General features: G+C 60.7%; 29 protein-coding genes. 15 read left to right on the forward strand and 14 right to left on the reverse strand.

The window, feature by feature from the left end:
* Window positions 1–411 precede the first annotated feature (411 nt).
* Entirely contained in the window at window positions 412–1,122 is a 711-nt protein-coding gene (gene pcsA, locus F2P67_RS22375) for a phosphatidylcholine synthase (protein WP_166223820.1), read from the forward strand.
* A gap of 72 nt (window positions 1,123–1,194) precedes the next feature.
* Here pcsA and F2P67_RS22380 read toward each other — a convergent pair whose 3' ends face one another.
* Together F2P67_RS22380 and F2P67_RS22385 are read right to left on the reverse strand one after the other, a co-directional pair.
* Window positions 1,195–2,007 (reverse strand): class I SAM-dependent methyltransferase, encoded by an 813-nt coding sequence (locus F2P67_RS22380; RefSeq protein WP_166223823.1) that lies wholly within the window; start codon window positions 2,005–2,007, stop codon window positions 1,195–1,197.
* Window positions 2,008–2,040: 33 nt separating this feature from the next.
* Window positions 2,041–2,313, reverse strand: a complete 273-nt coding sequence (locus F2P67_RS22385; RefSeq protein WP_166223826.1) for a DUF4242 domain-containing protein — start codon at window positions 2,311–2,313, stop codon at window positions 2,041–2,043.
* 228 nt (window positions 2,314–2,541) lie between these two features.
* On the opposite strand from F2P67_RS22385, the gene F2P67_RS22390 reads away from it, so the two are divergent.
* Window positions 2,542–3,003 (forward strand): GNAT family N-acetyltransferase, encoded by a 462-nt coding sequence (locus F2P67_RS22390; protein WP_166223829.1) that lies wholly within the window; start codon window positions 2,542–2,544, stop codon window positions 3,001–3,003.
* A 17-nt stretch (window positions 3,004–3,020) separates the two neighbouring features.
* Here F2P67_RS22390 and F2P67_RS22395 read toward each other — a convergent pair whose 3' ends face one another.
* Both F2P67_RS22395 and F2P67_RS22400 read right to left on the reverse strand, forming a co-directional pair.
* Window positions 3,021–4,232 (reverse strand): cytochrome c biogenesis protein DipZ, encoded by a 1,212-nt coding sequence (locus F2P67_RS22395; RefSeq protein ID WP_166223835.1) that lies wholly within the window; start codon window positions 4,230–4,232, stop codon window positions 3,021–3,023.
* A gap of 224 nt (window positions 4,233–4,456) precedes the next feature.
* Window positions 4,457–4,720 carry a DUF2790 domain-containing protein gene (locus tag F2P67_RS22400; RefSeq protein ID WP_166223838.1) on the reverse strand — a complete coding sequence of 88 codons (264 nt, stop codon included), beginning with the start codon at window positions 4,718–4,720 and terminating at the stop codon, window positions 4,457–4,459.
* A gap of 296 nt (window positions 4,721–5,016) precedes the next feature.
* Here F2P67_RS22400 and F2P67_RS22405 point away from each other — a divergent pair, with 296 nt between their 5' ends.
* Window positions 5,017–5,757: a response regulator gene (locus F2P67_RS22405; RefSeq protein ID WP_166223841.1), complete on the forward strand. Its 741-nt coding sequence runs from the start codon at window positions 5,017–5,019 to the stop codon at window positions 5,755–5,757.
* Window positions 5,754–7,061: a sensor histidine kinase gene (locus tag F2P67_RS22410; protein WP_166223844.1), complete on the forward strand. Its 1,308-nt coding sequence runs from the start codon at window positions 5,754–5,756 to the stop codon at window positions 7,059–7,061. The genes F2P67_RS22405 and F2P67_RS22410 overlap by 4 nt, the downstream gene beginning before the upstream one ends.
* 119 nt (window positions 7,062–7,180) lie before the next feature.
* Here the strand turns inward: F2P67_RS22410 and F2P67_RS22415 are convergent, their stop codons facing one another.
* Window positions 7,181–7,930, reverse strand: a complete 750-nt coding sequence (locus tag F2P67_RS22415) for an HvfC family RiPP maturation protein (RefSeq protein ID WP_166223847.1) — start codon at window positions 7,928–7,930, stop codon at window positions 7,181–7,183.
* The gene (locus F2P67_RS22420) at window positions 7,923–8,759 is read right to left on the reverse strand and encodes an HvfB family MNIO-type RiPP peptide maturase (protein WP_166223850.1); all 837 of its coding nucleotides are present in this window, start codon (window positions 8,757–8,759) and stop codon (window positions 7,923–7,925) included. The genes F2P67_RS22415 and F2P67_RS22420 overlap by 8 nt, the downstream gene beginning before the upstream one ends.
* Before the next feature lie 306 nt (window positions 8,760–9,065).
* On the opposite strand from F2P67_RS22420, the gene F2P67_RS22425 reads away from it, so the two are divergent.
* The 3 genes from F2P67_RS22425 (at window position 9,066) to F2P67_RS22435 (ending at window position 12,157) form a co-directional block, all read left to right on the forward strand.
* Window positions 9,066–9,884, forward strand: coding sequence for a hypothetical protein (locus F2P67_RS22425; protein ID WP_166223852.1), 819 nt, complete (start codon window positions 9,066–9,068; stop codon window positions 9,882–9,884).
* 201 nt (window positions 9,885–10,085) lie between these two features.
* A complete protein-coding gene (locus tag F2P67_RS22430; protein ID WP_166223855.1) occupies window positions 10,086–11,132 on the forward strand; it encodes a class I SAM-dependent methyltransferase in 1,047 nt (348 codons plus the stop codon).
* A 182-nt stretch (window positions 11,133–11,314) separates the two neighbouring features.
* Complete coding sequence (locus tag F2P67_RS22435; protein WP_166223858.1) at window positions 11,315–12,157, forward strand: NAD-dependent protein deacetylase; 843 nt, start codon at window positions 11,315–11,317, stop codon at window positions 12,155–12,157.
* A 119-nt stretch (window positions 12,158–12,276) separates the two neighbouring features.
* On the opposite strand, the gene F2P67_RS22440 is transcribed toward F2P67_RS22435, so the two are convergent.
* On the reverse strand, window positions 12,277–13,173 hold the full coding sequence (locus F2P67_RS22440) for a LysR family transcriptional regulator (RefSeq protein WP_166223860.1): 897 nt from the start codon (window positions 13,171–13,173) through the stop codon (window positions 12,277–12,279).
* Between the two features lie 175 nt (window positions 13,174–13,348).
* Here F2P67_RS22440 and F2P67_RS22445 point away from each other — a divergent pair, with 175 nt between their 5' ends.
* Genes F2P67_RS22445 through F2P67_RS22455 form a run of 3 tightly spaced genes read left to right on the forward strand, consistent with a single transcriptional unit; the run spans window position 13,349 to window position 15,930 of the window.
* Entirely contained in the window at window positions 13,349–14,047 is a 699-nt protein-coding gene (locus tag F2P67_RS22445) for a CoA transferase subunit A (protein ID WP_166223863.1), read from the forward strand.
* A gap of 24 nt (window positions 14,048–14,071) precedes the next feature.
* On the forward strand, window positions 14,072–14,737 hold the full coding sequence (locus F2P67_RS22450; RefSeq protein ID WP_166223866.1) for a CoA transferase subunit B: 666 nt from the start codon (window positions 14,072–14,074) through the stop codon (window positions 14,735–14,737).
* A gap of 11 nt (window positions 14,738–14,748) precedes the next feature.
* Complete coding sequence (locus F2P67_RS22455; protein WP_166223868.1) at window positions 14,749–15,930, forward strand: acetyl-CoA C-acetyltransferase; 1,182 nt, start codon at window positions 14,749–14,751, stop codon at window positions 15,928–15,930.
* Window positions 15,931–16,043: 113 nt separating this feature from the next.
* On the opposite strand, the gene F2P67_RS22460 is transcribed toward F2P67_RS22455, so the two are convergent.
* Both F2P67_RS22460 and F2P67_RS22465 read right to left on the reverse strand, forming a co-directional pair.
* Window positions 16,044–17,363 (reverse strand): Nramp family divalent metal transporter, encoded by a 1,320-nt coding sequence (locus F2P67_RS22460; RefSeq protein WP_166223871.1) that lies wholly within the window; start codon window positions 17,361–17,363, stop codon window positions 16,044–16,046.
* 63 nt (window positions 17,364–17,426) lie between these two features.
* Window positions 17,427–17,966 (reverse strand): chalcone isomerase family protein, encoded by a 540-nt coding sequence (locus F2P67_RS22465; protein WP_166223874.1) that lies wholly within the window; start codon window positions 17,964–17,966, stop codon window positions 17,427–17,429.
* A 150-nt stretch (window positions 17,967–18,116) separates the two neighbouring features.
* On the opposite strand from F2P67_RS22465, the gene F2P67_RS22470 reads away from it, so the two are divergent.
* Window positions 18,117–18,899 (forward strand): hypothetical protein, encoded by a 783-nt coding sequence (locus F2P67_RS22470; RefSeq protein ID WP_166223877.1) that lies wholly within the window; start codon window positions 18,117–18,119, stop codon window positions 18,897–18,899.
* Between the two features lie 105 nt (window positions 18,900–19,004).
* Window positions 19,005–19,568: a DcrB/PsbP domain-containing protein gene (locus F2P67_RS22475; RefSeq protein WP_166223880.1), complete on the forward strand. Its 564-nt coding sequence runs from the start codon at window positions 19,005–19,007 to the stop codon at window positions 19,566–19,568.
* Here the strand turns inward: F2P67_RS22475 and F2P67_RS22480 are convergent.
* From F2P67_RS22480 to F2P67_RS22495, 4 genes are all read right to left on the reverse strand, one after another.
* Window positions 19,558–20,274, reverse strand: coding sequence for an alpha/beta hydrolase (locus F2P67_RS22480; protein ID WP_166223883.1), 717 nt, complete (start codon window positions 20,272–20,274; stop codon window positions 19,558–19,560). The genes F2P67_RS22475 and F2P67_RS22480 overlap by 11 nt on opposite strands.
* A gap of 180 nt (window positions 20,275–20,454) precedes the next feature.
* Window positions 20,455–21,567 (reverse strand): succinylglutamate desuccinylase/aspartoacylase family protein, encoded by a 1,113-nt coding sequence (locus F2P67_RS22485; protein WP_166223886.1) that lies wholly within the window; start codon window positions 21,565–21,567, stop codon window positions 20,455–20,457.
* Between the two features lie 199 nt (window positions 21,568–21,766).
* Complete coding sequence (locus F2P67_RS22490; RefSeq protein WP_166223889.1) at window positions 21,767–22,546, reverse strand: ABC transporter substrate-binding protein; 780 nt, start codon at window positions 22,544–22,546, stop codon at window positions 21,767–21,769.
* Window positions 22,547–22,825: 279 nt separating this feature from the next.
* Complete coding sequence (locus F2P67_RS22495; RefSeq protein WP_166223892.1) at window positions 22,826–23,254, reverse strand: rhodanese-like domain-containing protein; 429 nt, start codon at window positions 23,252–23,254, stop codon at window positions 22,826–22,828.
* A gap of 101 nt (window positions 23,255–23,355) precedes the next feature.
* Here F2P67_RS22495 and ftrA point away from each other — a divergent pair, with 101 nt between their 5' ends.
* On the forward strand, window positions 23,356–24,345 hold the full coding sequence (gene ftrA, locus F2P67_RS22500; protein WP_166223895.1) for a transcriptional regulator FtrA: 990 nt from the start codon (window positions 23,356–23,358) through the stop codon (window positions 24,343–24,345).
* Window positions 24,346–24,362: 17 nt separating this feature from the next.
* Here ftrA and F2P67_RS22505 read toward each other — a convergent pair whose 3' ends face one another.
* Window positions 24,363–24,713, reverse strand: coding sequence for a hypothetical protein (locus F2P67_RS22505; protein ID WP_166223898.1), 351 nt, complete (start codon window positions 24,711–24,713; stop codon window positions 24,363–24,365).
* Window positions 24,714–24,847: 134 nt separating this feature from the next.
* On the opposite strand from F2P67_RS22505, the gene F2P67_RS22510 reads away from it, so the two are divergent.
* Both F2P67_RS22510 and tusD read left to right on the forward strand, forming a co-directional pair.
* Window positions 24,848–25,177 (forward strand): DUF6388 family protein, encoded by a 330-nt coding sequence (locus F2P67_RS22510; protein ID WP_166223901.1) that lies wholly within the window; start codon window positions 24,848–24,850, stop codon window positions 25,175–25,177.
* A 92-nt stretch (window positions 25,178–25,269) separates the two neighbouring features.
* The gene (gene tusD, locus F2P67_RS22515; RefSeq protein ID WP_166223904.1) at window positions 25,270–25,662 is read left to right on the forward strand and encodes a sulfurtransferase complex subunit TusD; all 393 of its coding nucleotides are present in this window, start codon (window positions 25,270–25,272) and stop codon (window positions 25,660–25,662) included.
* Window position 25,663: the final 1 nt, after the last annotated feature.

Here is a 25,663-nt window from a genome sequence, read left to right on the forward strand (position 1 = left end):
CACCACGAGTGCCCGTCGAATCCGCGCCACCGAGCAAACCGCCCAGCAAGCCACCAAGGCCACCCAGGCCAGCACCGGCCGAGGCGCCACTTTGTTGCCCTGCCGAGGCCTGGCCCCGCAGCAGTTGTTCGAGCAAATCACTGGTGTTCATGACGTCGTCCTCAGCAGAGACATTGACCGCGTCTGGCAACGATAGTCCGCCGCAGCCATTGCGCCAGCACCGTCCGGCCGACGCCGGATGCGCGTCTACATTTCCCCCGCGTATTTTTTCGATGGCCAGCTAAGATTCATGGAGGGGTGAACCTTATCCCGACCAGACCGGTCGATAGCTGCAACCCCGACCCGGTTAGCCGGCGCCCTTGCTGCCCAAGGGAAACCGCCTGCTTGCTTGAATTTCTGGAGAACGCCCCCGTGATATCGACCGTCCACATTGCCAGGCTCAAGGCCTGGGGCGCCCATGGTTTTACCGCGACCGGCGTGGTCACTGCGTTTCTGGCCACCCTCGCCCTGCTGGAAAACCAGCCGACCCATTGCCTGATGTGGCTGGGCGTGGCGCTGATCGTCGACGGCCTCGACGGGGCGCTGGCACGCAAGGTCAACGTGCAATCGGTGCTGCCGAGTTTCGACGGATCGATCCTCGACCTGGTCATCGATTACCTGACCTACGTATTCATTCCGGCGCTGTTCATCTATCGCTACATTCCCCTGCCCGACTACACGCTGCTGCTGACCGTGTCGCTGATTCTGGTGTCGTCACTGTTCTGCTTCTGCAACGTCAACATGAAGAGCAAGGACAACTACTTTGTCGGCTTCCCGGCCGCGTGGAACGTGGTGGCACTGTGTCTGTACATCATCGGGCCGGGGCCGTGGATCACTTTTCTCACCGTGATCGGCCTGGCACTGCTGACGGTCACGCGGATGAAATTCCTGCACCCGTTCCGCGTGCGCCGGTTCATGCCGATCAACATCGCGGTGACCGCCATCTGGCTGCTGTGCAGCTTGTCACTGGTGCTCAATCACCCGGTGATCAATCCGTTGGTGATGGGGCTGTGGCTATTGATGTCGGCGTACTTTCTGGGGATCTGCATCTGGCGTACGGCGCTGGAGTGGTTTGATCGCTAGTCTTTTCCTTGCTCGATACCTCCCCTGTGCGAGCAGACTTTCCTGCTCCCACGGGGGATTTTTTTGCCTGCACTAACGCTTGGTAATGACCACCTCCAGATACTCGCTCGGCACCACCAGCGACGCCTCTCCTGCGCGATTCGAACGATTGATCAAGTCCGCCAGATCATTTTCCAGCGCCTGCGCGCTTTCCGGCGGCAGCACGGCAAAAGCCTTGTGCACCGGCCCGTACCAATGGCGGAAAATATCGATGAAATGCACCGCCGAGCGATAGCGGAAATTGAATTCGCGGCGAGTGACCTGCAAGAGAAAATCGCGGTCATCGAAGTGCGCATGCAGCCAGGCTTCCGTGCCCCAGTTCGACGGCGGCTGTGCACCGGCCGGTGGTGGCACATGCCGAGCGAGGGTCTTGAACATCTGGCCGACGAAACCTTCCGGCGTCCAGTTGGCCAGTCCGATCCGCCCGCCACTGCGACACACCCGGCCCAGTTCGTTGGCAGCCTGTGATTGGTCGGGCGCGAACATCACGCCAAACGTCGACAGCACCAGATCAAAACTGCCATCGGCAAATGGCAGGGCTTCGGCATCAGCGACTTGAAAGGTCACGTCCAGATGCTCGGCGCGGGCACGGTCCTGGCCACGCTCCAGCAGCGCCGCGACGTAATCGGTCGAGGTGACCCGCCCGCCACGACGCGCCGCCGCCAGCGTGGCGTTGCCGTTACCGGCAGCAACGTCCAGCACCTCTTCATCGCAATGCACGTCGCAGGCCTCGGCGAGGTTTTCGCCGACAATCTGCAACGTGGTGCCGATCACGGCGTAGTCGCCGCTGGCCCAGGCGACTTTCTGGCGTTCCTTCAAGGCAGTGAGATCAATCGGCGTACTCATCAATGAAAGCTCCGCTGCAAGTGGACGTTGATCTCATTCGGCCGTGGTCGGGTCGATGACTTTTATCACCCGCGCCACGCTGTTGGCCGGGAAACCGCCCCGCCGCGCGTGCTCACGTACCTGTTCCTCGTCTGGCGCGATGTACACGCAATAGATTTTGTCGCCGGTGACGTAACTCTGCAGCCACTGCACGTGCGGCCCGAGTTCGCGCAACACCTGACAGGATTTTTGCGATATGCCCTGAAGCTCTTGCTCCGACAGCTTTCCGGCCCCTGGAATCTCGCGTTCGATCACGAATTTCGGCATGGCAACCTCGCGTTCTTGTTATGGGACAGGGTCGGCAGTGGCCCTGCTCGCCCACTATCGCGCCGGGGCCTTGCGGCGTCCCTGCCAATCGTCTGGAGACCCGCTGAAATCAGCGCCTGGCCGATGAATGGCGGGATTTTGTAAAGGCTCCGAAACACTGTCGGGGGGTTGCCAATGCGCCGGGGGATCGGCTCTCATGCAGACCCTCTCCCGGAACGGAATTCGATCATGTCCTTGCGCTTCGAATGGCTCGTCGACCACATGCAGCACAGCGACACTTACGCGGCGTGGATCCACCGCCAGTTTCACTACGAATATGCCGAGCAGCCCCTGGCCGAATGGCAGCGGGAGTTTGCCGAGGGGCAGACCAATGGCGACTGGCGCTGCCTGATTGCGCTGGACGGTGATCGACTGTTAGGCGGTGCGGCGCTGGCCCGGGCTGACCTTGCCCTTCGCCCGGATCTGGGGCCGTGGCTGGCCTGCGTGCTGGTCAGCCCCGAATCACGCGGCCAGGGTCTGGCAGAGAGGTTGATCGAAGGCATCGCGCAAGAAGCAAAACACCGGGGTCTGCCGCGTTTCTACCTGCACACGCAGAGTAAACAGGACTATTACGCCAAACGCGGCTGGACGGTGCTGGAGCGTTTTCACGCCTGGGACAACGACCAATGGCTCATGGTGCGAGAACTTTGAGCCATTGGGTAACTTGATCAGGCCGCCGGTGCTTTCGCCTCCTCCAGCAACTGCTGAATCATCTGCTCCTGCGCCTGATAACTGCCTTCACCAAAGTGGCTGTAACGAACCTGCCCCTTGGCGTCGATCAGGTAATGCGCCGGCCAGTATTGATTGTCGAAGTGGCGCCAGATCGCGTAGTCGTTATCGATGGCTACCGGGTAGGTAATGCCGAGCTTTTTCACCTGATCCCTGACATTGTCGATGATCCGCTCGTAGCCGTACTCCGGGGTGTGTACGCCGATGACTACCAGCCCCTGCTGCTCATACTTCTTCGCCCAGTCTTTGACATACGGCAACGTATGTTGGCAGTTGATGCAGTCGTAGGTCCAGAAATCCACCAGCACGACTTTGCCGCGCAGGGATTCACTGCTGAGTTCGGGGGAGTTGAGCCACTGCACGGCGCCAGACAGTGACGGCATCGCCCTTTGGCCGTCCGCCATCGGCGAATCGGCGCGTACTTTGCTGATGAAGTAGTCGATGACTTTCGGGGTTTTTTCCAGGACGCTTTTCTCGACGCCGGCGATGCCTTCGGACGACGTTCCGGCCAGCAGGGTTTTGTCGGCGCCCGTGGCAATCACGGCGGCTGCAGCGAGCACCGCCACACCGGCACCCCGCCGGAACCAGCCGGTGAACGGAATCGAAGGTTTCAACCGATTGACCAGTCCTCGCCCGGCGAAAATCAGCGTGCCCAGCGACAACGCACTGCCGGCGCCGTAGGCCAGCAACAACAGACTGGTCTGGGCGTTGGCGCCTTGCAGCATCGCGCCCGTCAAAATGACACCGAGGATTGGCCCGGCGCACGGCGCCCAGAGCAGCCCGGTGGCAACGCCGATCATCACCGAGGCCATGGGACCGGTCTTGTCACGGGCATGCGGATCGAGGCGATTGCCCAGCCAGACAAACGGCCGCGCCAGCCAGTCGCCGGCCCGTGCAGACATCAGCGACAGCGCAAACAGGGCCATCACGATCAGGGCGACGTGGCGCCCGGTGTTGTTGGCCCGGATCACCCAGTCAGTGCTGACCACGGCGAGGCTGGAGATCAGCGCAAAGGTCAGGGCCATCCCGCCGAGGATCAGCAGGATCGACGAACGCTGGCGGTCGACGTTGGCGAACAGGAACGGCACCACTGGCAAAATGCACGGGCTGAGCACGGTCAACAGACCGCCGAGGAAAGCGATCAGATACATGAGAATCACCCTGAATAAATGAGAATGATGAACAAATGTGGCGAGGGGGCTTGCCCCCGTTCGGCTGGGCAGCAGTCGTAAAACCGGTAACCGGGCTCTAACCAAAAGCCACGGATTGCAGGTTTTGGGGCTGCTTCGCAGCCCAACGGGGATGAATCCCCTCGCCACAGGATCTTTTATCCGCCTGGAAATCAGGCGTTCTGAATCGGCAAGAAAGGCATGCCTCAGTTGTCGTCGTTGCAGCCGTCCGCGAATTTGCGGTAGTCGAGCACGTGAGTCTGGTTGGCCGAATCCAGATAAGTCATGCGCGCATCGACGATGCCGCAGGCCGCCGGGTTGTTCTCCGTCAGCGAGATAACTTGGCGGATGTCCAGATGCGTGCCGTAGGTGTAGGTTTGCGGGGTGACCTGCGCTTCGGCGCGGGCCGAGACGGTGCAAATGTTCAGCGCGGCAAACAGGCAGGCAGCGACGACGGTTTTATTAAGCATGGCGAGTTCCTCAAGGCTTTAATGGGTATGAGCCGAGGCGATCTGTGTGTGCCTCGATGGCGCCTATTTGAGGCCAGCGAGGTATCGCGCTTGTGTCAGGAAACTGCGGACAGCCATCGTTGTGTATCCCTGTCGATCTGCGATACACAGCGATACAAAACCCTGGAAAAATGCGCTTTTTGCGTTGCCGTGTATCCGTCGCCGCGCCAGATACACTGCAATACAAAGGCAGGCAGGCGAGCGCGGACCGGCTCGATAGACTGCACGGCAATCCCCTTTGACTGAGGCTTGAACCGATGGAACATGTCGATCACATTCTCATCGTCGATGACGACCGCGAGATCCGTGAACTGGTTGGCAATTACCTGAAGAAAAACGGTCTGCGCACCACCGTCGTCGCCGATGGCCGGCAGATGCGCAGCTTCCTCGAAGCCAACACCGTTGACCTGATCGTGCTCGACATCATGATGCCGGGCGACGATGGCCTGCAGCTGTGCCGCGAATTGCGCGTGGGCAAACACAGGGCCACGCCGGTGCTGATGCTCACCGCCCGCAACGATGAAACCGACCGCATCATCGGTCTGGAAATGGGCGCCGACGACTACCTGACCAAACCCTTCGCCGCTCGCGAACTGCTGGCTCGGATCAACGCCGTACTGCGCCGCACGCGGATGTTGCCGCCGAATCTGGTGGTCACCGAAGCCGGCCGGTTGCTGGCGTTCGGCCGTTGGCAACTGGACACCTCGGCCCGCCACCTGCTCGACAAGGACGGCACCATGGTCGCCCTCAGCGGCGCCGAATATCGCTTGCTGCGGGTATTTCTCGATCATCCGCAGCGGGTACTCAGTCGCGATCAATTGCTCAATCTGACCCAGGGTCGCGACGCCGATCTGTTCGACCGTTCGATTGATTTGCTGGTCAGCCGGTTACGCCAGCGCCTGCTCGACGATGCGCGAGAGCCGGCTTACATCAAGACTGTGCGCAGCGAAGGTTACGTGTTTTCACTGCCGGTCGAGATCCTCGGTGCGCCGGCATGACGCTCAATCTGCGCTGGCCGCGCACCCTCGCCTCACGGCTGTCGCTGATTTTCCTGATCGGCTTGCTCCTCGCCCAGGCGCTGTCGTTCGGTGCGCAGTATTACGAGCGTTACCAGAGCGCGAAAAACACCATGCTGGGCAATCTGGAAACCGACGTCTCGACGTCAATTGCGATCCTCGACCGCTTGCCCGCCGAAGAGCGACCGGCCTGGCTGCAGCGCCTGGCCCGTAACAATTACGCGTACTTGTTGAGCGAAGGTGAACCGGGTACGCCGATCGGTTCCGGCGATGTGCCGATTGCGGTAACGTCGATCACCGAGGCGATCGGCGAACACTACCCGCTGACCTTCACCGATATTCCCGGCCCGCAAAAGCACTTTCAGGGGCATCTGCGCCTGAGCGACGGCAGCCCGGTGACCATCGACGTCCGCCCTTCGATGGTGCCGCTCTCGCCGTGGCTGCCTGCGGTGTTGCTCGGGCAACTGGCGCTGATGATTGCCTGCACGTGGCTGGCCGTGCGCATCGCCATTCGTCCGCTGACCCGCCTCGCCAACGCCGTGGAAACCCTCGACCCCAACGCGCACCCGATTCATCTGGACGAAAAAGGCCCGAATGAAGTGGTCTACGCCGCCCGGGCCTTCAACACCATGCAGGCGCGCATCGCAGCTTACCTGAAGGAGCGCATGCAACTGCTGGCGGCGATTTCCCACGACCTGCAAACGCCGATCACGCGGATGAAACTGCGCGCCGAATTCATGGACGATTCGGCCGAGCGCGACAAGCTGTGCAATGACCTCGGCGAGATGGAGCATCTAGTGCGTGAAGGCGTGGCCTACGCCCGCAGCATTCACGGTTCGACCGAAGAAAGTCGGCGCACCAACATGGATTCCTTCCTCGAAAGCCTGGTGTTCGACTATCAGGACATGGGCAAGGACGTGCGCCTGGTCGGCAAGAGTGAGGTGGTGATTGAAACCCGGCCGCACGCGCTGCGGCGGGTACTGGTCAATCTCACCGATAACGCCCTGAAGTTCGCCGGCGCTGCCGAAGTGTGGGTCGAGGCGAACAAAGGCAGCCTGTCGATCACCGTCATGGATCGCGGCCCGGGCATCGCCGACGACCTGTTGCAACACGTGATGGAGCCGTTCTACCGCGTGGAAAACTCGCGCAACCGGGACACCGGCGGCACCGGTCTGGGGCTGGCCATCTCCGAGCAACTGGCAATGGCCCTGGGGGGCTCGCTGAGCTTGAGCAATCGTGTGGGCGGCGGGCTCTGCGCTGAATTGAAAATCCCTCTGCAATCCTGAAACCACGCCCCCCTGTGGGAGGGGGCTTGCCCGCGAAGGCGTCGCGTCAGTTACGCAGAAGGTGACTGACCCGCCGCTTTCGCGAGCAAGCCCCCTCCCGCAATGGTTTCGTGGTGAACTCAAATGATGCCGATCACTCGGTCCGCGTGCATTTGCTGCAACAACGCCAGACCGCTGTCCATAAACCCGGCGCTGCCGACCTGCCCGGCTTCCTGAGCCAACGCCTGCAATTGCTCGTGACCGGTCAGCGATGCGAACTCACCGATGCGCTGCAACAACCGCCATGCCAATGGACTCAGCTCGGAAAACTTCACACTGAAATCTGCATCACGCCGCACCAGCAACAGCGTCGGTTGCGTCGGCGGTGTCGAAGGTTGTTGATCTGGCCCGAGCAAGTGCACCGGCCAGGTGTAAGCCAGCGGCCAGGCCAGTGGCGAAACCCGTAACGGACGCGTCAGGCATAGCTGCGAATCCAGGGCCGGCAGCGGCTCGACGTCAGACTGCTGCAAGACCATTTCCACCCACTCGTAATGCGCCAGCTCCAGCAGAAACCCGGGCCATTGCCCTTCACTGAGCACCCTCGGCCCCGTTGCGAGAAACCCGACAAATTCTTCAGCGATGTCGCCGAACCGGGGCGTCTGCGCACGGTGCTCGCGCAGAAAACCGCGCACCAGATCACGCCAGCGCGCCTCGCCGATGAGGCGTATCAGTACCGGAAAGGTCCCGCCGAGCAATATCGACAGGTTGTTGAACACCAGATCTCGATAGACATTCACCCGCGCCGGGTTCATGTCGGCGGGCAGCGGCTGATGCTCGGGGTCGCGCAGGTATCGGGTCAGCGCCTGTTGCTGGAGCAAGAGATTATCCACGGCTGACCTCACAGCTCTGCAAACGGCGAATGGTCTGCAACTCGGCGACCAGATCGGTGAATGGCGGAAAATTGAAGTCGCGTTCCAGCAACGTCGGCTGTGCGCCGAAGCGTGCGTAAGCGTCGGCGAGCAGCGACCACACTCGCGGCTTTACCGGGGCGCCGTGGGTGTCGATTTTCAGCGAATCGGACTCATCGAAATGCCCGGCGACGTGCATGCCCACCACCCTGCCCGGCTCGATGGCCGCCAAAAACGCCTGCGGTTCGAAACCAAGATTGATCGCGTTGACGTAGACGTTGTTGACGTCCAGCAGCAGATCACAATCGGCCTCGCGCAACACCGCGTTGGTGAACGTTGCCTCGTCCATGTCCTGACGCGGCGCCGCGTAATACGACACGTTTTCCACGGCCAGACGCCGGCCGAGAATATCCTGCGCCTGACGGATTCGCCCGGCGACGTGATGCACGGCCTCTTCGGTAAACGGCAGCGGCAACAAATCGTAGAGATGGCCGTCATCGCTGCAATAACTCAGATGCTCGCTGTACAGCGGCACCTTGTAGCGATCGAGAAATCCGCGAACCTCGTGCAGAAACCCGACATCCAGCGGCGCCGGCCCGCCCAGCGAAAGCGACAATCCATGACACGACAACGGATAACGCTCGGCCAGCTCGCGCAGTGCCGCGCCGTGGGTACCGCCGACGCCGATCCAGTTTTCCGGGGCGACTTCGAGAAAGTCGAAATCGCCGGTGGGGGCTGCCAGCAAATCAGGGATCAAACCACGGCGCAGGCCGAGCCCGACAGTCAATGTTGAGGGCTGAGAAATCTGCATGAAGGTTGCCTCATCAAAAGCATCGTCGTGATTGACGACTGACAGGCAGAGTTGAACCGATGGCTGTATCGCGGTTGTGTTTGAAATGGGTGGGTAGATGAGGAGATTTGTATCGCAGAGCGACTAATCAACACTGCGATACAAAGGCTCGCTGGCAGGAGTTTATTTATAAAAACAGTGTTTATAGCCATCAGAAATAAAAAACAACGCTTTTAAACCTGTCAACTTTGACAGTATCCAGACACACCATACTGCCACAGACTATGAATACAGAACGTCGCGAACCTAAGTGAAGAGCCCCCTTCCATGAACGCAAAAAAGAACCATGCGAGCGGAACAATGACTGCGCAAAGCCTGTATGAAGAGCCCTTCGAGGCAAATCAGGATTTTTCCATCAGGCGTGGCTCCACCCATTGGGAAGTGTCGGCCCTTCATGCCGCACCTGAAGGCAACAGGTTTATAAGCTTCAGTATTCCTTTTAGCCTTTCCGATGATGGAAAGGAACATACCTATTCGCTCACTGCCAACAGCGATGCCGACAAGGCACACGCACGCTACTTCTCGCAAAACTACTTCGTCATTTCCACTGAAGGTGAATTAAAAGTCCGTCACATTGGGCCCGAAGAGAAAGTTACCGGGAGCTTTCATTTCAAAGCCAACTATTTGGGACAGCAATTCAGCCTGAGCGACGGGAAGTTTGAGCTCAAAGGTATCGACACCCGCAAGAAAGTCGCGCGAACAGTCACGGCAGAGATCAGCGGAGCCATCAAGCACAAATTTTCAGCGGAAACAATCAGCTTCACGCACGACAAAATCAAACCGGAGTTCAGTCTCCGTGCGACTGACTTGCTGCGAAACAACAACGCACTTCGCACTCAATTGACGTTGACGTTCAGCGACTCACTTGCAGTGGGTAAGTATCCCATTAGCAAGGATGGAAACGTTCGGGCGGTGTTCCACCAGATCGGCAGTACTACTCCAATATTCTCTGCCATCGACGGCACGCTGACACTGGAAGAAACGCCTGTTGAGGGCCGACTGAACGCCAGCCTGAAATTTAACGGACAGGCCATTTCAGGGGAGGAAATCAAGGTCTCCAACGGGTTCATCGACTATCAGCAATAATCCAGCACTGCACTACTGCCAGGCGTCCCGGACGTTTTGTTCAGCACAGCCCTCATTTGAGGTCAACGCCAACGCCCGGGCGACTAGACTTGCTAATGCCTCCCGCGAGAGGCGAACTTAACTATGACGACCACCGCCCGGTGGCGCATGCCTCGTAGTCCAACACCACCGGACCGTGATCCTGTTTCAGGAGCACAGATAATGGACGAGGCCCGACTCAACGTATTCATGGGCAAACTGGTCAACGACATGGGCGGCGCGGCGATGCTGGCCAATGTCATCGTCGGCGAAGAACTCGGCTTGTACAAAGCCATGGCCGACAGTCTACCGATCAGCCCCGAAACGCTCGCCGAAAAAACCACCTGCAACCCCCGCCTGGTGCGTGAATGGCTCAGCGCCCACGCGGCGTCTGGCTACATGGAACACCTCGACGGCAAATTCCGCCTGCCGGAAGAACAAGCACTGGCACTGGCCGTCGAGGAGTCGCCGGTGTACGTCGCCGGTGGCCTCGGGGTGGTGGCGTCGTTTTTCCACGACAAGGACAAACTGGTCAAAGCCATGCGCGGCAACGGCGCCCTGCCCTGGGGCGATCATCATCCGTGCATGTTCACCGGCACCGAACGGTTTTTCCGCCCCGGCTACAAGGGGCACTTGATCGCCGAGTGGCTGCCGGCGCTGGAAGGCGTGGTCGCGAAACTGGAGGACGGTGCGAAAGTCGCCGACATCGGCTGCGGCCATGGCGCCTCGACGGTGATCATGGCCAAGGCATTTCCCAACTCGCGCTTCGTCGGCTACGACTACCATGCGCCGTCGGTCACGGTAGCCACTCAGCGCGCCGACGAAGCCGGGGTCAGCAGCCGGGCGCATTTCTTTCAGGGCACGGCGAAAAGTTTCCCGGGCAACGATTACGACCTGATCTGTTATTTCGACTGCCTGCACGACATGGGCGATCCGGTCGGCGCGGCACGGCATGCTTACGATTGCCTGAAGGACGACGGTACGGTGCTGCTGGTCGAGCCCTTTGCCAACGACACGCTGGACGACAACATCGGTCCGGTCGGCCGGTTGTTTTACGCGGCGTCGACGTTCATTTGCACGCCCAACTCATTGTCCCAGGAAGTCGGCCTGGGTCTCGGTGCACAGGCCGGGGAAATGCGCCTGCGCAAGGTGTTCAGCGAAGCCGGGTTCAAACAGTTCCGGCGAGCGACGCAAACGCCGTTCAACCTGATACTGGAGGCGCGTAAATAATCACTGCGGATACAGAACCCTGTGGCGAGGGGATTTATCCCCGTTGGACTGCGCAACAGGCCCGCTTTTTGAGGGTCGCTGCGCAACCCGACGGGGATAAATCCCCTCGCCACAAGGAAGCTCCCTCGCCACAGTGGTCGGTGCTAACCTGACTGCCATCCCACGCAGCAGGAGTGCCGACCATGCTCGACAGCCCGATCCGCGAACACCTCGACACCCTGCAACAGGCGATGGCCGACGGTGATTTTCTGGTGCTGACCGGCGCCGGCATCAGCACGCCTTCCGGCATTCCCGACTACCGTGACAGCGAAGGTGTGCGCCGGGGTCGGCAGCCAATGATGTATCAGGAATTCCTTGCCGCCCCCGAGTCACGCCGCCGCTACTGGGCGCGGGCGATGCTCGGTTGGCCGCGAGTGCGCCAGGCGCAGCCGAATGTCGCGCACGAGGCGCTGGCCAGTTTGCAGCGCCATGGGCGCATCAGTGGCTTGATTACGCAGAATGTCGACACCTTGCACGATCAGGCCGGCAGTCATGACGTGATCGAATTGCACGGCAGCCTGCATCGTGTGCTGTGCCTGGATTGTGGCCAGCGCAGTGAGCGCGATTCGATTCAGCGTCTGATGGAACAGCAGAATCCGTATCTGGCCGGCGTCGATGCGGTGCAGGCACCAGACGGCGATACCCTGCTCGATCCGGCGTTCGAAGCACGGTTTCAGGTGCCGCATTGCCCCCATTGCGCGGGTGAGCGGATGAAACCCGATGTGGTGTTTTTCGGCGAAAACGTCGCGCAGGCCACAGCGGCGCGGGCCATGGCGGCGGCAGAAACAGCGGCGGGCATGCTGGTGGTCGGATCGTCGTTGATGGCGTATTCAGCATTTCGGCTGTGCCGGATGATCGCCGATCGCGGCAAGCCGTTGATTGCGATCAATCTGGGCAAGACCCGGGCGGATGACTTGCTGGATTTGAAGATTGAAGGGTCTTGCGAACAACTACTACCCCTGCTGACAAATCGCCTGACTGTCTGATCACGTTGACCCCTTGTGGGAGCGGGCTTGCTCGCGAATGCGGTGTACCCGTCAAAACCTTCTTCACTGACACAGCGCTTTCGCGAGCAAGCCCGCTCCCACAGGGGTATCGCGTTGAGTCAGGGAAACAGGCGCGCACCGAGGTTTTCCTGTTGCAGGATATCGAACAGTGCCTGCGCCGCCGCCGACAGTTCATTGCCCGGCTCGGTCAGCACGCCAATCGCCCGCTCCACCGAATCATTTAACGTCAGGCACCGCGCGCCCAGCTCCTGCATCTGTTCGGCGCACAACGCCGGCACCGCGCTGACGCCCAGCCCGCTGGCTACCATGCGCCCGACCGTCGCCAGTTGATGACTCTCGAATTCCACGGGCAATTTCATGCCCCTCGCCAGCAAGTGTTCTTCAAGCATCACCCGCACCGTCGACGGTCGCTGCAGGGTGATGAACGGTTCCTGCAACAGGGTTTGCCAGTCAATCGCCGAACGCTCGGCCAGCGGCGAATCCTGTGGCACCACCGCCACGAAACGATCCATGTACAGCGGTGTAAACGTCATCGAGGTGTTCTGCATCGGTTCGAAAGCCACGCCCAGCTCCACTTGCCGGTCGCGCACCATCTCCAGCACTTGCTCGTTGATCACGTCGTTCACCGTGACGCTGACGTTCGGGTAGCGTGCGCGAAAGGTCTTGAGGATCGGCGGCAGCAGGTTGCCGGCAAACGACGGCATCGCCGCCAGCGTCACGCGCCCGCGCTGCAGGCTGAAGCGCTGGCGCATTTCGTCTTCGGCGTTGTCCCAGTCGGCAATCAGGCGCCGGGCCAGTGGCAGCAGGGATTCACCTTCGGCGGTCAAGGCGACGTTGCGCGTGTTGCGGCTGAACAGGCGCCCCCCGAGGCCTTCCTCCAGGGCCTTGATGGTCAGGCTGAGCGCCGATTGCGACAGGTGCAGACGCTCGCAGGCCACGGCGAAACTGAGGCTTTGCGCGACGGCGAGAAAGGCGCGGATTTGTTTGATGGTCATGGTCGCTTCGCTCCAGCTGCAAGCTCCAAGCGTTAAGCTGCAAGCTATAACGTGTATATTTATTGAGCTTTATCAATCAATCAACCTTAAAAATCAACTTAACAAATATATCCTGCAGCGAGACACTCCAGTCATCCGGCTAGCCAGCCGCCCGCAAATAATAAAAGAGGTGCATATGGCAGGTTTCGACAAGCGCGTGAGTTCCTACGAGGAAGCCCTGGCCGGGCTTGAAGACGGCATGACCGTCATTGCCGGCGGCTTCGGTCTGTGCGGTATCCCGGAAAACCTGATCGCCGAGATCAAGCGCAAAGGCACCCGCGACCTCACCGTGGTTTCCAACAACTGCGGCGTCGACGGCTTCGGCCTCGGCGTACTGCTCACCGACCGTCAGATCAGCAAGGTGATCGCCTCCTACGTTGGCGAAAACAAGCTGTTCGAAGAGCAACTGCTCAAGGGCGACATCGAAGTCATCCTGACTCCGCAAGGCACCCTCGCCGAGAAGATGCGCGCAGGCGGCGCAGGCATCCCGGCCTTCTTCACCGCCACCGGTGTCGGCACCCCGGTTGCCGAAGGCAAGGAAGTGCGCGAGTTCAACGGTCGCAAGTACCTGATGGAAGAGTCCATCACCGGCGACTTCGCCATCGTCAAAGGCTGGAAAGCCGACCACTTCGGTAACGTCGTTTACCGTCACACCGCGCAGAACTTCAACCCGCTGGCCGCCACCGCCGGCAAGATCACCGTGGTCGAAGTCGAAGAGATCGTCGAACCCGGCGAGCTGGATCCGACACAGATTCACACCCCGGGCATCTACGTCGATCGGGTCATTTGCGGCACGTTCGAAAAACGCATCGAACAGCGCACCATCCGCAAATAATTCAGGCTGACGGAGAATAAAAACATGGCACTTTCCCGCGAACAAATGGCTCAGCGCGTCGCCCGCGAAATGCAGGACGGCTACTACGTGAACCTCGGCATCGGCATTCCGACCCTGGTCGCCAACTACATTCCCGAAGGCATGGAAGTCATGCTGCAATCGGAAAACGGCCTGCTCGGCATGGGCCCTTTTCCGACTGAAGACACCATCGATGCCGACATGATCAACGCCGGCAAACAAACCGTGACCGCGCGCATTGGTGCCTCGATCTTCAACTCGGCCGAGTCCTTCGCGATGATCCGCGGTGGCCATGTCGACCTGACCGTGCTCGGCGCATTCGAAGTCGACGTCGAAGGCAACATCGCCTCGTGGATGATCCCCGGCAAACTGGTCAAGGGCATGGGCGGCGCCATGGATCTGGTGGCCGGTGCCGACAACATCATCGTCATCATGACCCACGCGTCCAAGGACGGTGAGTCGAAACTCCTGTCCAGATGCAGCCTGCCGTTGACCGGCGCCGGCTGCATCAAGCGGGTGCTGACCGACCTCGCCTACCTGGAAATCGAAAATGGCGCTTTTGTCCTCAAGGAACGCGCACCTGGCGTCAGCGTCGAGGAAATCGTCGCCAAAACCGCTGGTAAACTGATCGTCCCGGATCATGTACCGGAAATGCAGTTCGCTGCCGAGTGAGGAATTCGAAAATGCAAGACGTCGTCATTGTTGCCGCCACGCGTACCGCGATCGGCAGTTTCCAGGGATCGCTGGCCAGCGTCTCCGCCGTGGATCTGGGCGCAGCGGTCATCCGCCAGTTGCTGGAGCAGACCGGTCTGGACGGTGCCCAGGTTGATGAAGTGATCATGGGGCAGGTGCTGACCGCCGGCGCCGGCCAGAACCCGGCGCGCCAGGCTGCGATCAAGGCCGGCCTGCCTCACGCCGTGCCGGCCATGACCCTGAACAAGGTCTGCGGTTCGGGCCTCAAAGCCCTGCACCTCGGTGCACAAGCGATCCGTTGCGGCGACGCTGATGTGATCATCGCCGGCGGTCAGGAAAACATGAGCCTGTCCAACTACGTCATGCCGGGTGCCCGCACCGGTCTGCGCATGGGTCATGCGCAAATCGTCGACACCATGATCAGCGATGGTCTGTGGGATGCGTTCAACGATTACCACATGGGCATTACCGCCGAGAACCTGGTCGAGAAATACGAAATCAGTCGCGAACAGCAGGACGCTTTCGCTGCTGCGTCCCAGCAGAAAGCCGCCGCGGCCATCGAGGCCGGGCGCTTTGTCGATGAAATCACGCCGATCCTGATTCCCCAGCGCAAAGGCGATCCGGTGGCATTCAAGGTCGACGAACAGCCGCGTGGCGACACCACCGCCGAATCCTTGGCGAAGCTGCGTCCAGCGTTCAAGAAGGACGGCAGCGTCACGGCCGGCAACGCTTCGTCGCTGAATGACGGCGCGGCGGCGGTCATCCTGATGAGCGCCGAAAAAGCCAAGACTCTGGGTCTGCCGGTGCTGGCGAAAATCGCCGCGTATGCCAACGCGGGCGTCGACCCGGCAATCATGGGTATCGGCCCGGTGTCGGCAACTCGCCGTTGCCTGGACAAGGCTGGCTGGAACATCGGCCAGCTCGACCTGATCGAAGCCAACGAAGCCTTCGCCGCGCAATCGCTGGCGGTGGCCAAGGATCTGCAATGGGATCTGGACAAGGTCAACGTCAACGGTGGCGCGATCGCGCTGGGCCACCCGATTGGCGCATCGGGCTGCCGCGTACTGGTGACCCTGCTGCACGAAATGATCAAGCGCGATGCGAAAAAGGGTCTCGCGACCCTGTGCATCGGCGGCGGTCAGGGTGTGGCGCTGGCGCTGGAACGCGCGTAAGCGCAAAGTGGTTCAACAACGGGCGGTGGATCCACGACATTCACTGCCGGTTGGCAACAAACCCGGTGCGACTCACGTCGCACCGGGTATTTTTTTGCCTGTGTCCGGGTCGATCAGGCCGCCATTTGCAGAATCAACCAGGCATTCGCCCCACTGATCACCACAAACAACCCCCAAGCCAACACCCGCGTCGGCCAGCGATTCACAAACGGCCCCATCAATTGCTGGTCATTGGTCATGCGAATCAACGGGTACAGTGCAAATGGCAGTTGCAAACTCAACACCACCTGACTCAACACCAGCAGCTTGCCAACGGCGTTGTCGCCCATCAGCCACACGCCGATAAACGCCGGAATCAGCGCCAGCCCGCGAGTGATCAGGCGCCGCTGCCAGCAGGGAATCCGCAGGTTCAGATAACCTTCCATGATCACCTGCCCGGCGATGGTGCCGGTAAAGGTCGAGCTCTGCCCGGAGGCCAGCAAGGCGACGCCGAACAGCACGCTGGCCAACGCGCCACCGACCAGAGGATCGAGCAAGTGGTAGGCATCCTGAATGTCCACCACGTCGGTATGCCCCGATTGATGAAACGCTGCCGCCGCCAGAATCAATATCGCCGCGTTGACCAGCAGCGCCAGCGCCAGCGAGCCGATGGTGTCGATGCGCGCCAGTTTTACCGCATCCTGCTTACTGGCCAGATCTTTGCCGATCATGCGCGTCTGCACGATCGAGGTGTGCAGGTAAAGGTTATGCGGCATCACCGTCGCGCCAAGAATGCCGATGGCCAGGTACAACGGCGCCGCATCGCTGATCGCCGAGAGTGACGGTTTGAAGCCTTGGACGACGTCGGGCCAGTAAGGCTTGATCAGCACCAGTTCAACGAAGAAACACACGCCGATGGTCGCGACCAGTACCAGCATGATCGCTTCCAGTCGACGAAAGCCACGGTTCTGCAAGGCCAGCACCAGCAGCGTGTCGAACGCGGTAAGCGCGATGCCGAAGGTCAGCGAGCATCCAAGCAGCAAGTGAAACGCCAATGCACAGCCGAGCACTTCGGCAAGGTCGGTGGCGATGATCGAAATTTCCGCCAGCACCCACTGCAGACGCGCGGTCGGCGTGCTGTAGCGTTCGCGGGACAGTTGCGCCAGATCGCGACCGGTGGCGATGCCGAGCCGCGAACACAAACATTGCACGACCATGCCGGCCAGGCTCGCCAGCAACACCACAAACAACAGGCTGTAACCGAAACGCGAACCGGCCTCGATGGCCGTAGCCCAGTTGCCCGGATCCATGTAGCCGATCGACACCAGCAAACCGGGGCCGGCAAAGCGCAGCACGCGTTTGAAGAACGCCGCGTCGGGATCAATCGCGACACTGCCGGCCACTTCCGGCGGGCAGAACGGCGCCGTGGCGATTTTGGGCAAACTGAATTTCACGCACACATCCTGAAACAAGTCGGAAAGGTGCAGCTTAGACGTTTCGCGCCGTGCCGTGGAAGGTCAAGGTTTGCTCATGCCCAACAATTGCTCACGCAACTCGGGGCTGCGGGTGCGCGGGTCGAGCCAGATATTGAAAAAGGCCTGGGCGAACTGCGGATCATCAATCTCATGCTGCAACTGCTGACCGACAAAAAAACGCGCGCCCTGCCCCGGCAAATACACACCGGTAATCCGCGTGCCGGCCTGCACGTCAACGAAGGAGAGCTGCATCTGAGCCTGCCAGCCAACCAGTTGTGCCGGACTGACGCGCGGGCCGGCCAATCGTTTGATTTCGTCGACACTGGCCTTGACCAGGTCATCACGGGAAATCGTGCGTCGGTAAATCAGTTCCAGCGCGAAGGGTTGACCTTCCGCCAAGGGGCGCGCGGCACTCCACAAGCGCGCGTTGTACACGTCGAAACCGAACACACTGAAATCACCGGAGCCGATAATCTGTGCGCCCGGCACCGCGTCCTGCCAATTGGCCCAGGTGGGCGTCAGCAACAAGGCCCACAGTCCAACGCCGCAAAATCCCCGCAACACCTTCGGTGTTCTGCTCATCGCGGCATCGACTCCGGTAAACCCTGATAGACAGAGCATAGTCGTCGAATGCCCTCGGCACTTTGTATACATAAATTGTCGATCAATGCGCCAATCGCTATTGCGCAGTGCTAATGTGCCCATCTCTCAACCGACGACGGAGACAACCGCGTGCTGATCCTCAAACTGCTGCTGATTCCCGGTTTTCTGCTGCTGATCTCGTTGGCAGGCAAACGCTGGGGGCCGAGTGTGGCCGGGTGGCTGTCGGGGTTGCCGGTGGTGGTCGGACCGATTCTGTTTTTCCTCGCCATCGAACAAGGCCCGGCGTTTGCCGCGCAATCGGCGGTCGCGGCGCTGTCGGCGATGTTCGCGATGATTGCCTTCTGCATCACCTACGCCCAGGTTGCGCAACGGGCGAACTGGCCGTGGGCGCTGAGCGTTTCGCTGTCGGTTTGGGCCGTGTTGGCGTTGACTCTGTCGCTGATACCGGCGTCTCTGGGCTTTTCCATAGCGGCAGCAGCGGTCGCGTTACTCGCCTCGCCTTATTTGTTTCCTGCCGTTCAACCGGTGCTGAATGGCCCGGCGCCGAAATCCGACAAGCTGATCTGGCGGATGATTGCCGGCGCCGCGTTGACGCTGGTGGTGACAATGCTGGCCAGTACCGTCGGCGAGCGCTGGAGCGGTCTGCTGGCCGTGTTTCCGGTGCTCGGCAGCGTCATGGCGGTGTTTTCCCAGCAGACTCGCGGCCCTGAGTTCACTGCCGCATTGCTGCGGGCAACGGCGACCGGGATGTACTCGTTCTCGGCGTTTTGCCTGGTGTCGGCGCTGACACTGCCGAGCATGGGCCTGAGCGGATTTGCCGTGGGTGTTGCGGTGTCGGTGGCCATGCTCGGGGTTACGCGCAAACTGCTAGCCAAGCCCGCGCCCTCGAAAAATCCACAGCCTCAAAACTGAAACTGCCCCGTGCATTCGCAGCTCTTCAGACGAGTCGGGCTGGAATGCCCGGCTCGCTCCGTGGGATGATCGCCGGCCTAGCGCGACCACCTCCCGGAGATTCGAATGTCATTGTTGAGCAAAAAAGCTGTCGTCCTGTTGCTGGCCGCCGTTGCCGGCCTCGGCGCCATCAACGCTCAGGCGGCCAAGGCCAAGGAAAAAATCTCCACCGAAAAGGTCTCGATGCTCGGCGGCAAGTTCACATTCACCCTGCCCAAAGGTTTTGTCGCCGACCCGCTGCCGGCCGGTCCGAGTGGCGCCCAAGGCACGATGTACACCAACCAGACCACCAAAACCGTGGTTATCGCCGCCGAAAACCAGATTCCCGAAGGCGTCAACGTCAAAGACAACGACGGTGAATTCCTCGACGGCAGCGTGTCCAGTTTCATCGAAGACCAGCGCAAGGCTCTGCCGGATTTCAACAAACTCAGCGAGAAAAGCCTGACCCGGAAAGGCACCGGCCTGGGCCTGCGTCAGGTCGACAGCACCGCCACACAGGGTGGCGGGCAGACCCTCAACACCACATTAATGGCCGGTTCGGGCACGCGAATGGCGCTGGTTCAAGTGATCTCGCGAGCCAGCGACAAGAAAGGTCACGATGACCTGGTGAAAACCATCCTCAAGGATTGAGCTGCTGCAACCAGCCGTTCAAATCCCGCAGCTCGGCCGCACTGATACTGTGGCCGACGCCGGGATAGGCGTGAAATTGCGGTTTGTAATCCAGCGTCTGCAGCAGCGCATTGGCGGCCGTGCCGTCCTTGTACGGCACGCGGTCATCGGCGGTCCCGTGACCAATGAAGATGCTCAGCGGCAGCGGTGGCTGGCCGGTTTTGAGTTCGCCTTTCAACACCGGTAATACGCGTCCGCTCAGTGCTGCGATCCCGCCCACGGCTGCGGGTGAGCGCAATCCCACCTCGTAGGTCATCATCGCGCCTTGGCTGAAACCTATCAGGTAAACCTTGTCCGGGCTGGCGTGATATTTCTGCGCGGCTTGCGCGATAAAATCACGCAGCTTCTGGCCGCTGTCCTTCAGATCGTCGGTCTCACCGTTGTAGGCGCCTTCGCCTTTTTTACGAAACCACTGGTAACGCCCTTCACCCAACGCCAACGGCGCCTGCACCGACAGGTAGTTGTATTGCGCCGGGAGCTGGAACTTCATGCCGATCAGATCGGCCTCGTTACTGCCGTAACCGTGGAGGAAAATCACCAGCGGACGCGCGTCGCCGTCGGGATGAACCTGCGCCAGGTATTTCAGTGGCAAATCGCTCTGCAGCGTGGTTTGAGCGTGGACGGCGGTGGACGCCAGCAGGGTCAACAGAGCAAACACTTTCAACATAAAGCCTTCCTTCACAGCGTGTCGGGTTCGGCACTGAGCCTAACACTGTGAAGTCAGGATCCAAATGTTGTGGTGCTGCTAAAGCCGCCTTCGCGAGCAAGCCTGCTCCCACAAGGGAATGCTTTCAAATGTGGGAGCGGGCTTGCTCGCGAAGAGGCCCGCAGGCTCAGCGAAGGGGTGTCAGTCGTTGGTCAGTTTGCCCGTACGAAACGGCACCCGCCCCGCCACTTTCGCCTGCCAGATCCCCGGTTCGGTGTAACGCCCGCGATCAATTGCGAACAATACGCCGCTGGTGCCGGCGCGCACGGTGGTCAGCTGGTCTTTCAGCGGGTCAACCACTTCAAACAGCGCATCGCCCTTCTCTACCCATTCGCCCGCCGAGCGCAGGAAACTCACCACACCATGGTGCGGCGCGAACAGGTATTCGGTGCCCTCGAACGGCATGCCTTCACAGCACTCGGCCGGCGCGGCAGGCCATTCGCCGCTGATGAAACCCTGCTCGGCGAGAAAACCGAGAATCGCCTCGCAATTGGCCCGAGCCTGATCGACCCGGGTGTCGCCCATGCTGCCCAGTTCCAGTGTGGTGGCGAGGTTGGCCGCCGGAATCGCCGCGTTCGGGAAGGCGCGGGCCAGACGCAGCCACGGCGTCGAGCAGGATTCATCAAACGAACTGCCACCGGAATCTTCACAGAGCAGTGCCACGCCGGCTTGCAGACGCGCCGCCAGCGACTGCCAGCGCGGCCAATGTTGCGGCAACGCGTACAGATGAATCGAGGCTTCGAAATCGCAGTGCAGATCAAGCGTGATGTCGGCATCGCAGGCGTGACGCAGCAGCAAGCGATGCAGCGCTTCCAGTTGCGAGGCCGGGGCCGGCAGCGCATCGAACACCTGGCCCATGGCCTGGCGGATCAACGCGACGTTGGCTGCGGCGTCATCGCCCAGTTGCTCACCGACCAGCGCGGCGACCGGCGTACTGAGTTCGACGAAGGCGCGGTTGAAGTTCTTGCCGCTACCCAGTTCGAAACGGCCCATGTGGGCGCCTTGCACGTGCTGATCAAGACCGATCGGATTGGCCACCGGCACCAGTTCGATCACCCCTTGCAGGCGGCCTTGCTGCTCAAGTTCGTTGAGGCGCTGCTTGAGTTCCCACGCGGTGCGCATGCCCGGCAGCTCGTCGGCGTGCAGGCTGGCTTGAATGTAGACTTTGCGCTGACCGGCGCCGTAGCGAAATACGCTAAGGGAACGTTCGCTGCCCAGGTGGCTCCAGGGCAGAACATGGTCGATGCGTTGCATGGGTAACTCCTGATTAGTTGGATCGCTGAAATCCCCTGTGGGAGCGGGCTTGCTCGCGAAGGCGGTGTGTCTGTCAACGAACATGTCGAAAGGTAAACCGCATTCGCGGGCAAGCCCGCTCCCACAGGGTTTTCATCTCATTTGGCGTGCAATAAAAAAGTGGCCACCGCGCAAACGGGGCCACTTTTTTTACGGCGTATTAATGGCCGTACACGTCAAAGTCGAAGTACTTGTCCTGCACTTGCTTGTACTTGCCGTTGGCGCGGATTTCGGTGATGGCTTTGTTGAATTGCTCAGCCAGGGCGGTATCGCCCTTGCGCACGGCAATACCGGCACCACCGCCGAAGTACTTGGCGTCTTCGTAGGTCGGGCCAACGAATTCGAAACCTTTACCGGCGTCGGTTTTCAGGAAACCGTCGCTGAGGTTGACCGAGTCGGCCAGCATCGCGTCGATACGGCCGGAGACCATGTCGAGGTTGGCTTCCTGCTGCGAACCGTAACGCACCAGCTCGATTCCGGCTGGCACCAGCACTTCGGTAGCGTAGCGGTCGTGGGTACTGGCACGCAGCACGCCGACTTTCTTGCCCTTGAGCTCGACCAGCGGGTCTTTCACGCCGGAGCCTGCCTTCATCACGAAGCGCGCCGGGGTGTGGTAGTACTTGATGGTGAAGTCGACGTTTTTCTTGCGGTCATCGGTGATGGTCATCGAGGACAGGATCGCGTCGATTTTTTTCACTTTCAGTGCCGGGATCAGGCCGTCGAACTCTTGCTCGACCCAGGTACATTTGACTTTCATCTGCTCACACAGCGCATCGCCGATGTCCACGTCGAAACCGGCCAGTTTGCCGTCAGGGGTTTTCATCGAGAATGGCGGGTAACCGGCTTCGATACCGATGCGGATCGGTTTGGCGTCTTCGGCCACGGCGGTCAGGGACAACATCGACAGTGCCAGGGCACCGAACATAACCAGCTTTTTCATTTATTACTCCTGTGTACGGAGGCTTTTATTGGCAGCTTTCGATTCAGCGTTCGGTCATGGCCTTTTAACGGCAAAAAACCGAAGTGGCCGGCAGTCTATGGCGCCGCGCACAGGGTAAATTGTGTTTAAGCGACAAATACTTACAGAACAACGGCGAGTCGATTGACCGAGGCCAAGGGCTGCGCCGTCGTGGTGCAAGGGCTGTAGGACAAGTTCTCTTATTGGGCAGGAATGAGCTGATGGAATGCTGGTTCCGGGAAATCTTCGCGGCTCAGAAGGTCAGCATTCGCACGGGATGGGCGCCTTGGCGATCTGCGCGTCACTCAACGCAAAACCTTCATCCAGCCACCCGGTCACGCCACCGATCATTTCCTTGACCGGATACCCCAGCGCCGCCAGTTTCACCGCTGCCTTGTTCGCGCCGTTGCAATGCGGGCCGGCGCAATACACCACGAACAGCGTGGTTTTCGGGTAGCTGGCCAGACTTTCAGCACTCAACAACCGCGTCGGAATATTGATCGCGCCCGGCACGTGGCCGCGCTCGAACGCCAACGGGCCACGCACATCGACCAGGACAAAATCGACCTTCCCGGCTTCCTGGCTGCTGAACACGTCGGAACAATCGGTTTCGAAGGTCAGGCGATTGGTGAAGTGCATCAAGGCAATGGCCGACGGCGCGGCAGGGATTTCGCGAACAAGGCTGGTCATGGGTATTGCTCCTTCATCTGATCGGGTGTGAACAGACTTTATCGAGCGACGGCTTGCGGCTAAAGTGGCGCACAAGACACTCACCGGGAACTTTCCGCCAAATGCCCCCATCACCTGGACTGGTCGCAATTCTGGCCTACGACGGCCTCTGCACCTTCGAATTCGGCATTGCCGTGGAAGTCTTTGGCCTTGCGCGGCCGGAGTTCGATTTCCCCTGGTACCGCCACGCGATTGCGGCTGTCGACCCAGGCCCGATGCGGGCGACGGGCGGCATTCAGGTGCTGGCCGATGGCGGCTTGGAACTGCTGGCCGAGGCACGCACCATCATCATTCCCGGTTGGCGCGACCGTCATGCGCCGATACCCGAGGAACTGCTCAGCGCGCTACGTCAGGCGCATGCCCGGGGCGCGCGGCTGTTGTCGATTTGCTCTGGGGTGTTCGTGCTGGCGGCCAGCGGTTTGCTCGACGGCCGTGGTGCCACCACGCACTGGCGTTACGCCGCAGAACTGGCCGAGCGTTTCCCGGCGATTGCCGTGGACCCCGACGTCTTGTACGTCGACGCCGGGCAATTGATCACTTCAGCCGGCAGCGCCGCCGGCATCGACGCTTGCCTGCACCTGGTCGCACGGGACTTCGGCACCGGCATCGCCAACGCGGTCGCCCGCCGTCTGGTGATGTCGCCGCAACGCACCGGTGGCCAGGCGCAGTTCATTCCCAGCCCGGTCAGCGCAACGCCACGCAGCGATTTGTCGCGCATCATGCAGTGGGCGCGCGAGCGCTTGCATGAACCGCTGGAAGTGCGTGATCTGGCCAGTGAAGCGGCGATGAGTGAGCGTACTTTTTTGCGCCGTTTCACCGAGGCCAGCGGTCAATCGCCCAAGGCGTGGCTGCAGCACGAGCGGCTGGCGCGGGCGCGTGAATTGCTGGAAAGCACGCAGCACAACACCGATCAGATCGCCCAGCGCTGCGGCTATCGAACCGTGGAGAGTTTTCGCGTGGCGTTTCGCAGCGTGGTGGGCGTGCCGCCCTCGGTGTATCGCGAACGGTTCGGGCGGGAAAAGGCCGACGCTGCCGGCCCTTCAATGCACTGACGCGCGACCGCGCGTCGTTACAGGCAGGTGGCCAATGCCGCCAGACGACGCTTGGCAACAAAGTCATCCTTTTGCGCGTAGTACTTCAACGCGGTACCCGAAGGCTCGGTGGTCACGTCGACGAACGATTCCGCAGATCGGGTGTAAACCGTCGAGCCGCCCTTCTGCCCGGCCTCCAGATACGCCGCCGCATCGACGCCGAAAACCGCTTCGTCCTGCCAGGCGAATTGCACGCACTGGGCGACGACTTTTTCAGGCTTGTCCGACATCAGGGTTTTGTACGGCGTTTGGCTGCGCGCATCGTTCATCACCGAACCTGCGCAACCGGCCAACACGGTTGCGGCCAGCGCTACCATCAGCATTCGCATTGCATTCGCTCATTCAGAAAAAAGCGGACTGTATCACCGCAGCGGCCAGATTCGTTCTGCTTTACTGCATTTATAGCGCGACACGCGCAGGCCGCTGCGGCAATCTGACCCCCTCTGCCTCACAAGGAAACCCCATGGCGCCTACCGACCAGCGACATGAACACGCCCTGAAACTGTTTCTCGACGCACGTCCCGAACTGCGTGAAACCCTCGACCACCTCAATCCTTTGCTGGCTCAGGCCAAAGGCGAAACCCAGGCACAATACCGCGAGGAACGCCTGCACGAAGCCTTCGAGGCCGAAGCGGAAAGGCTGGGTCTGTTTGCCTGGGAACTGACGTTGCAACTCACCGCCGACTCGCCTGAGGACTATCAGGCGCAGCGACTGGAGGTGCATCGTGAAGTGGCGGAAATGGCCGGGATGGATTGGCTGGAGTACTGCGACCTCTATGGCATCGAGCCTTGATCAATCTGACTTGGAGCATGCGAGCAACACGGGTTTCGCGGCAGCGCCGATAAAGCTTTATCATGCCCACAGTTTTGCTGATCGAGTCCGTCATGAAGTTCGCCATCGCGCTGTTTTCCGCCGCCCATGCGCCCTCCTCGCGCCGCGCTCTGCTGTTTGCGCAGGCTGCGCTGGCCGGTGGGCATGAGATTGTCCGGCTGTTTTTCTATCAGGACGGGGTCTACAACGCCTCCGACGCCGTGGTCACCCCGCAGGACGAACTCGACCTGCCCAGACAATGGCGCGCGTTCATTACCGAGCAGCAACTGGACGGCGTGGTGTGCATCGCCGCCGCCCTGCGCCGTGGTGCCTTGAACGCGGAAGAAGCCAAGCGCTACCAGCGTGACGCGATTTCGGTCAGCGCACCGTGGGAATTGTCCGGCCTCGGTCAGTTGCATGATGCGGTGCAAGATGCCGACCGCCTGATCTGTTTCGGAGGCGCATAAA

The sequence above is a fragment of the Pseudomonas atagonensis genome (assembly GCF_011369485.1).
Taxonomy (GTDB): Bacteria; Pseudomonadota; Gammaproteobacteria; order Pseudomonadales; family Pseudomonadaceae; genus Aquipseudomonas; species Aquipseudomonas atagonensis.

Excerpts from the sequence above, each read along its gene's own strand:
- F2P67_RS22380 (WP_166223823.1), bottom strand. The coding sequence starts at position 2,007 with ATGAGTACGCCGATTGATCTCACTGCCTTGAAGGAACGCCAGAAAGTC.
- F2P67_RS22385 (WP_166223826.1), bottom strand. The coding sequence starts at position 2,313 with ATGCCGAAATTCGTGATCGAACGCGAGATTCCAGGGGCCGGAAAGCTG.
- F2P67_RS22390 (WP_166223829.1), top strand. The coding sequence starts at position 2,542 with ATGTCCTTGCGCTTCGAATGGCTCGTCGACCACATGCAGCACAGCGAC.
- F2P67_RS22395 (WP_166223835.1), bottom strand. The coding sequence starts at position 4,232 with ATGTATCTGATCGCTTTCCTCGGCGGTCTGTTGACCGTGCTCAGCCCG.
- F2P67_RS22400 (WP_166223838.1), bottom strand. The coding sequence starts at position 4,720 with ATGCTTAATAAAACCGTCGTCGCTGCCTGCCTGTTTGCCGCGCTGAAC.
- F2P67_RS22405 (WP_166223841.1), top strand. The coding sequence starts at position 5,017 with ATGGAACATGTCGATCACATTCTCATCGTCGATGACGACCGCGAGATC.
- F2P67_RS22410 (WP_166223844.1), top strand. The coding sequence starts at position 5,754 with ATGACGCTCAATCTGCGCTGGCCGCGCACCCTCGCCTCACGGCTGTCG.
- F2P67_RS22420 (WP_166223850.1), bottom strand. The coding sequence starts at position 8,759 with ATGCAGATTTCTCAGCCCTCAACATTGACTGTCGGGCTCGGCCTGCGC.
- F2P67_RS22425 (WP_166223852.1), top strand. The coding sequence starts at position 9,066 with ATGAACGCAAAAAAGAACCATGCGAGCGGAACAATGACTGCGCAAAGC.
- F2P67_RS22430 (WP_166223855.1), top strand. The coding sequence starts at position 10,086 with ATGGACGAGGCCCGACTCAACGTATTCATGGGCAAACTGGTCAACGAC.
- F2P67_RS22435 (WP_166223858.1), top strand. The coding sequence starts at position 11,315 with ATGCTCGACAGCCCGATCCGCGAACACCTCGACACCCTGCAACAGGCG.
- F2P67_RS22440 (WP_166223860.1), bottom strand. The coding sequence starts at position 13,173 with ATGACCATCAAACAAATCCGCGCCTTTCTCGCCGTCGCGCAAAGCCTC.
- F2P67_RS22445 (WP_166223863.1), top strand. The coding sequence starts at position 13,349 with ATGGCAGGTTTCGACAAGCGCGTGAGTTCCTACGAGGAAGCCCTGGCC.
- F2P67_RS22450 (WP_166223866.1), top strand. The coding sequence starts at position 14,072 with ATGGCACTTTCCCGCGAACAAATGGCTCAGCGCGTCGCCCGCGAAATG.
- F2P67_RS22455 (WP_166223868.1), top strand. The coding sequence starts at position 14,749 with ATGCAAGACGTCGTCATTGTTGCCGCCACGCGTACCGCGATCGGCAGT.
- F2P67_RS22465 (WP_166223874.1), bottom strand. The coding sequence starts at position 17,966 with ATGAGCAGAACACCGAAGGTGTTGCGGGGATTTTGCGGCGTTGGACTG.
- F2P67_RS22475 (WP_166223880.1), top strand. The coding sequence starts at position 19,005 with ATGTCATTGTTGAGCAAAAAAGCTGTCGTCCTGTTGCTGGCCGCCGTT.
- F2P67_RS22480 (WP_166223883.1), bottom strand. The coding sequence starts at position 20,274 with ATGTTGAAAGTGTTTGCTCTGTTGACCCTGCTGGCGTCCACCGCCGTC.
- F2P67_RS22485 (WP_166223886.1), bottom strand. The coding sequence starts at position 21,567 with ATGCAACGCATCGACCATGTTCTGCCCTGGAGCCACCTGGGCAGCGAA.
- F2P67_RS22490 (WP_166223889.1), bottom strand. The coding sequence starts at position 22,546 with ATGAAAAAGCTGGTTATGTTCGGTGCCCTGGCACTGTCGATGTTGTCC.
- F2P67_RS22495 (WP_166223892.1), bottom strand. The coding sequence starts at position 23,254 with ATGACCAGCCTTGTTCGCGAAATCCCTGCCGCGCCGTCGGCCATTGCC.
- ftrA (WP_166223895.1), top strand. The coding sequence starts at position 23,356 with ATGCCCCCATCACCTGGACTGGTCGCAATTCTGGCCTACGACGGCCTC.
- F2P67_RS22505 (WP_166223898.1), bottom strand. The coding sequence starts at position 24,713 with ATGCGAATGCTGATGGTAGCGCTGGCCGCAACCGTGTTGGCCGGTTGC.
- F2P67_RS22510 (WP_166223901.1), top strand. The coding sequence starts at position 24,848 with ATGGCGCCTACCGACCAGCGACATGAACACGCCCTGAAACTGTTTCTC.
- tusD (WP_166223904.1), top strand. The coding sequence starts at position 25,270 with ATGAAGTTCGCCATCGCGCTGTTTTCCGCCGCCCATGCGCCCTCCTCG.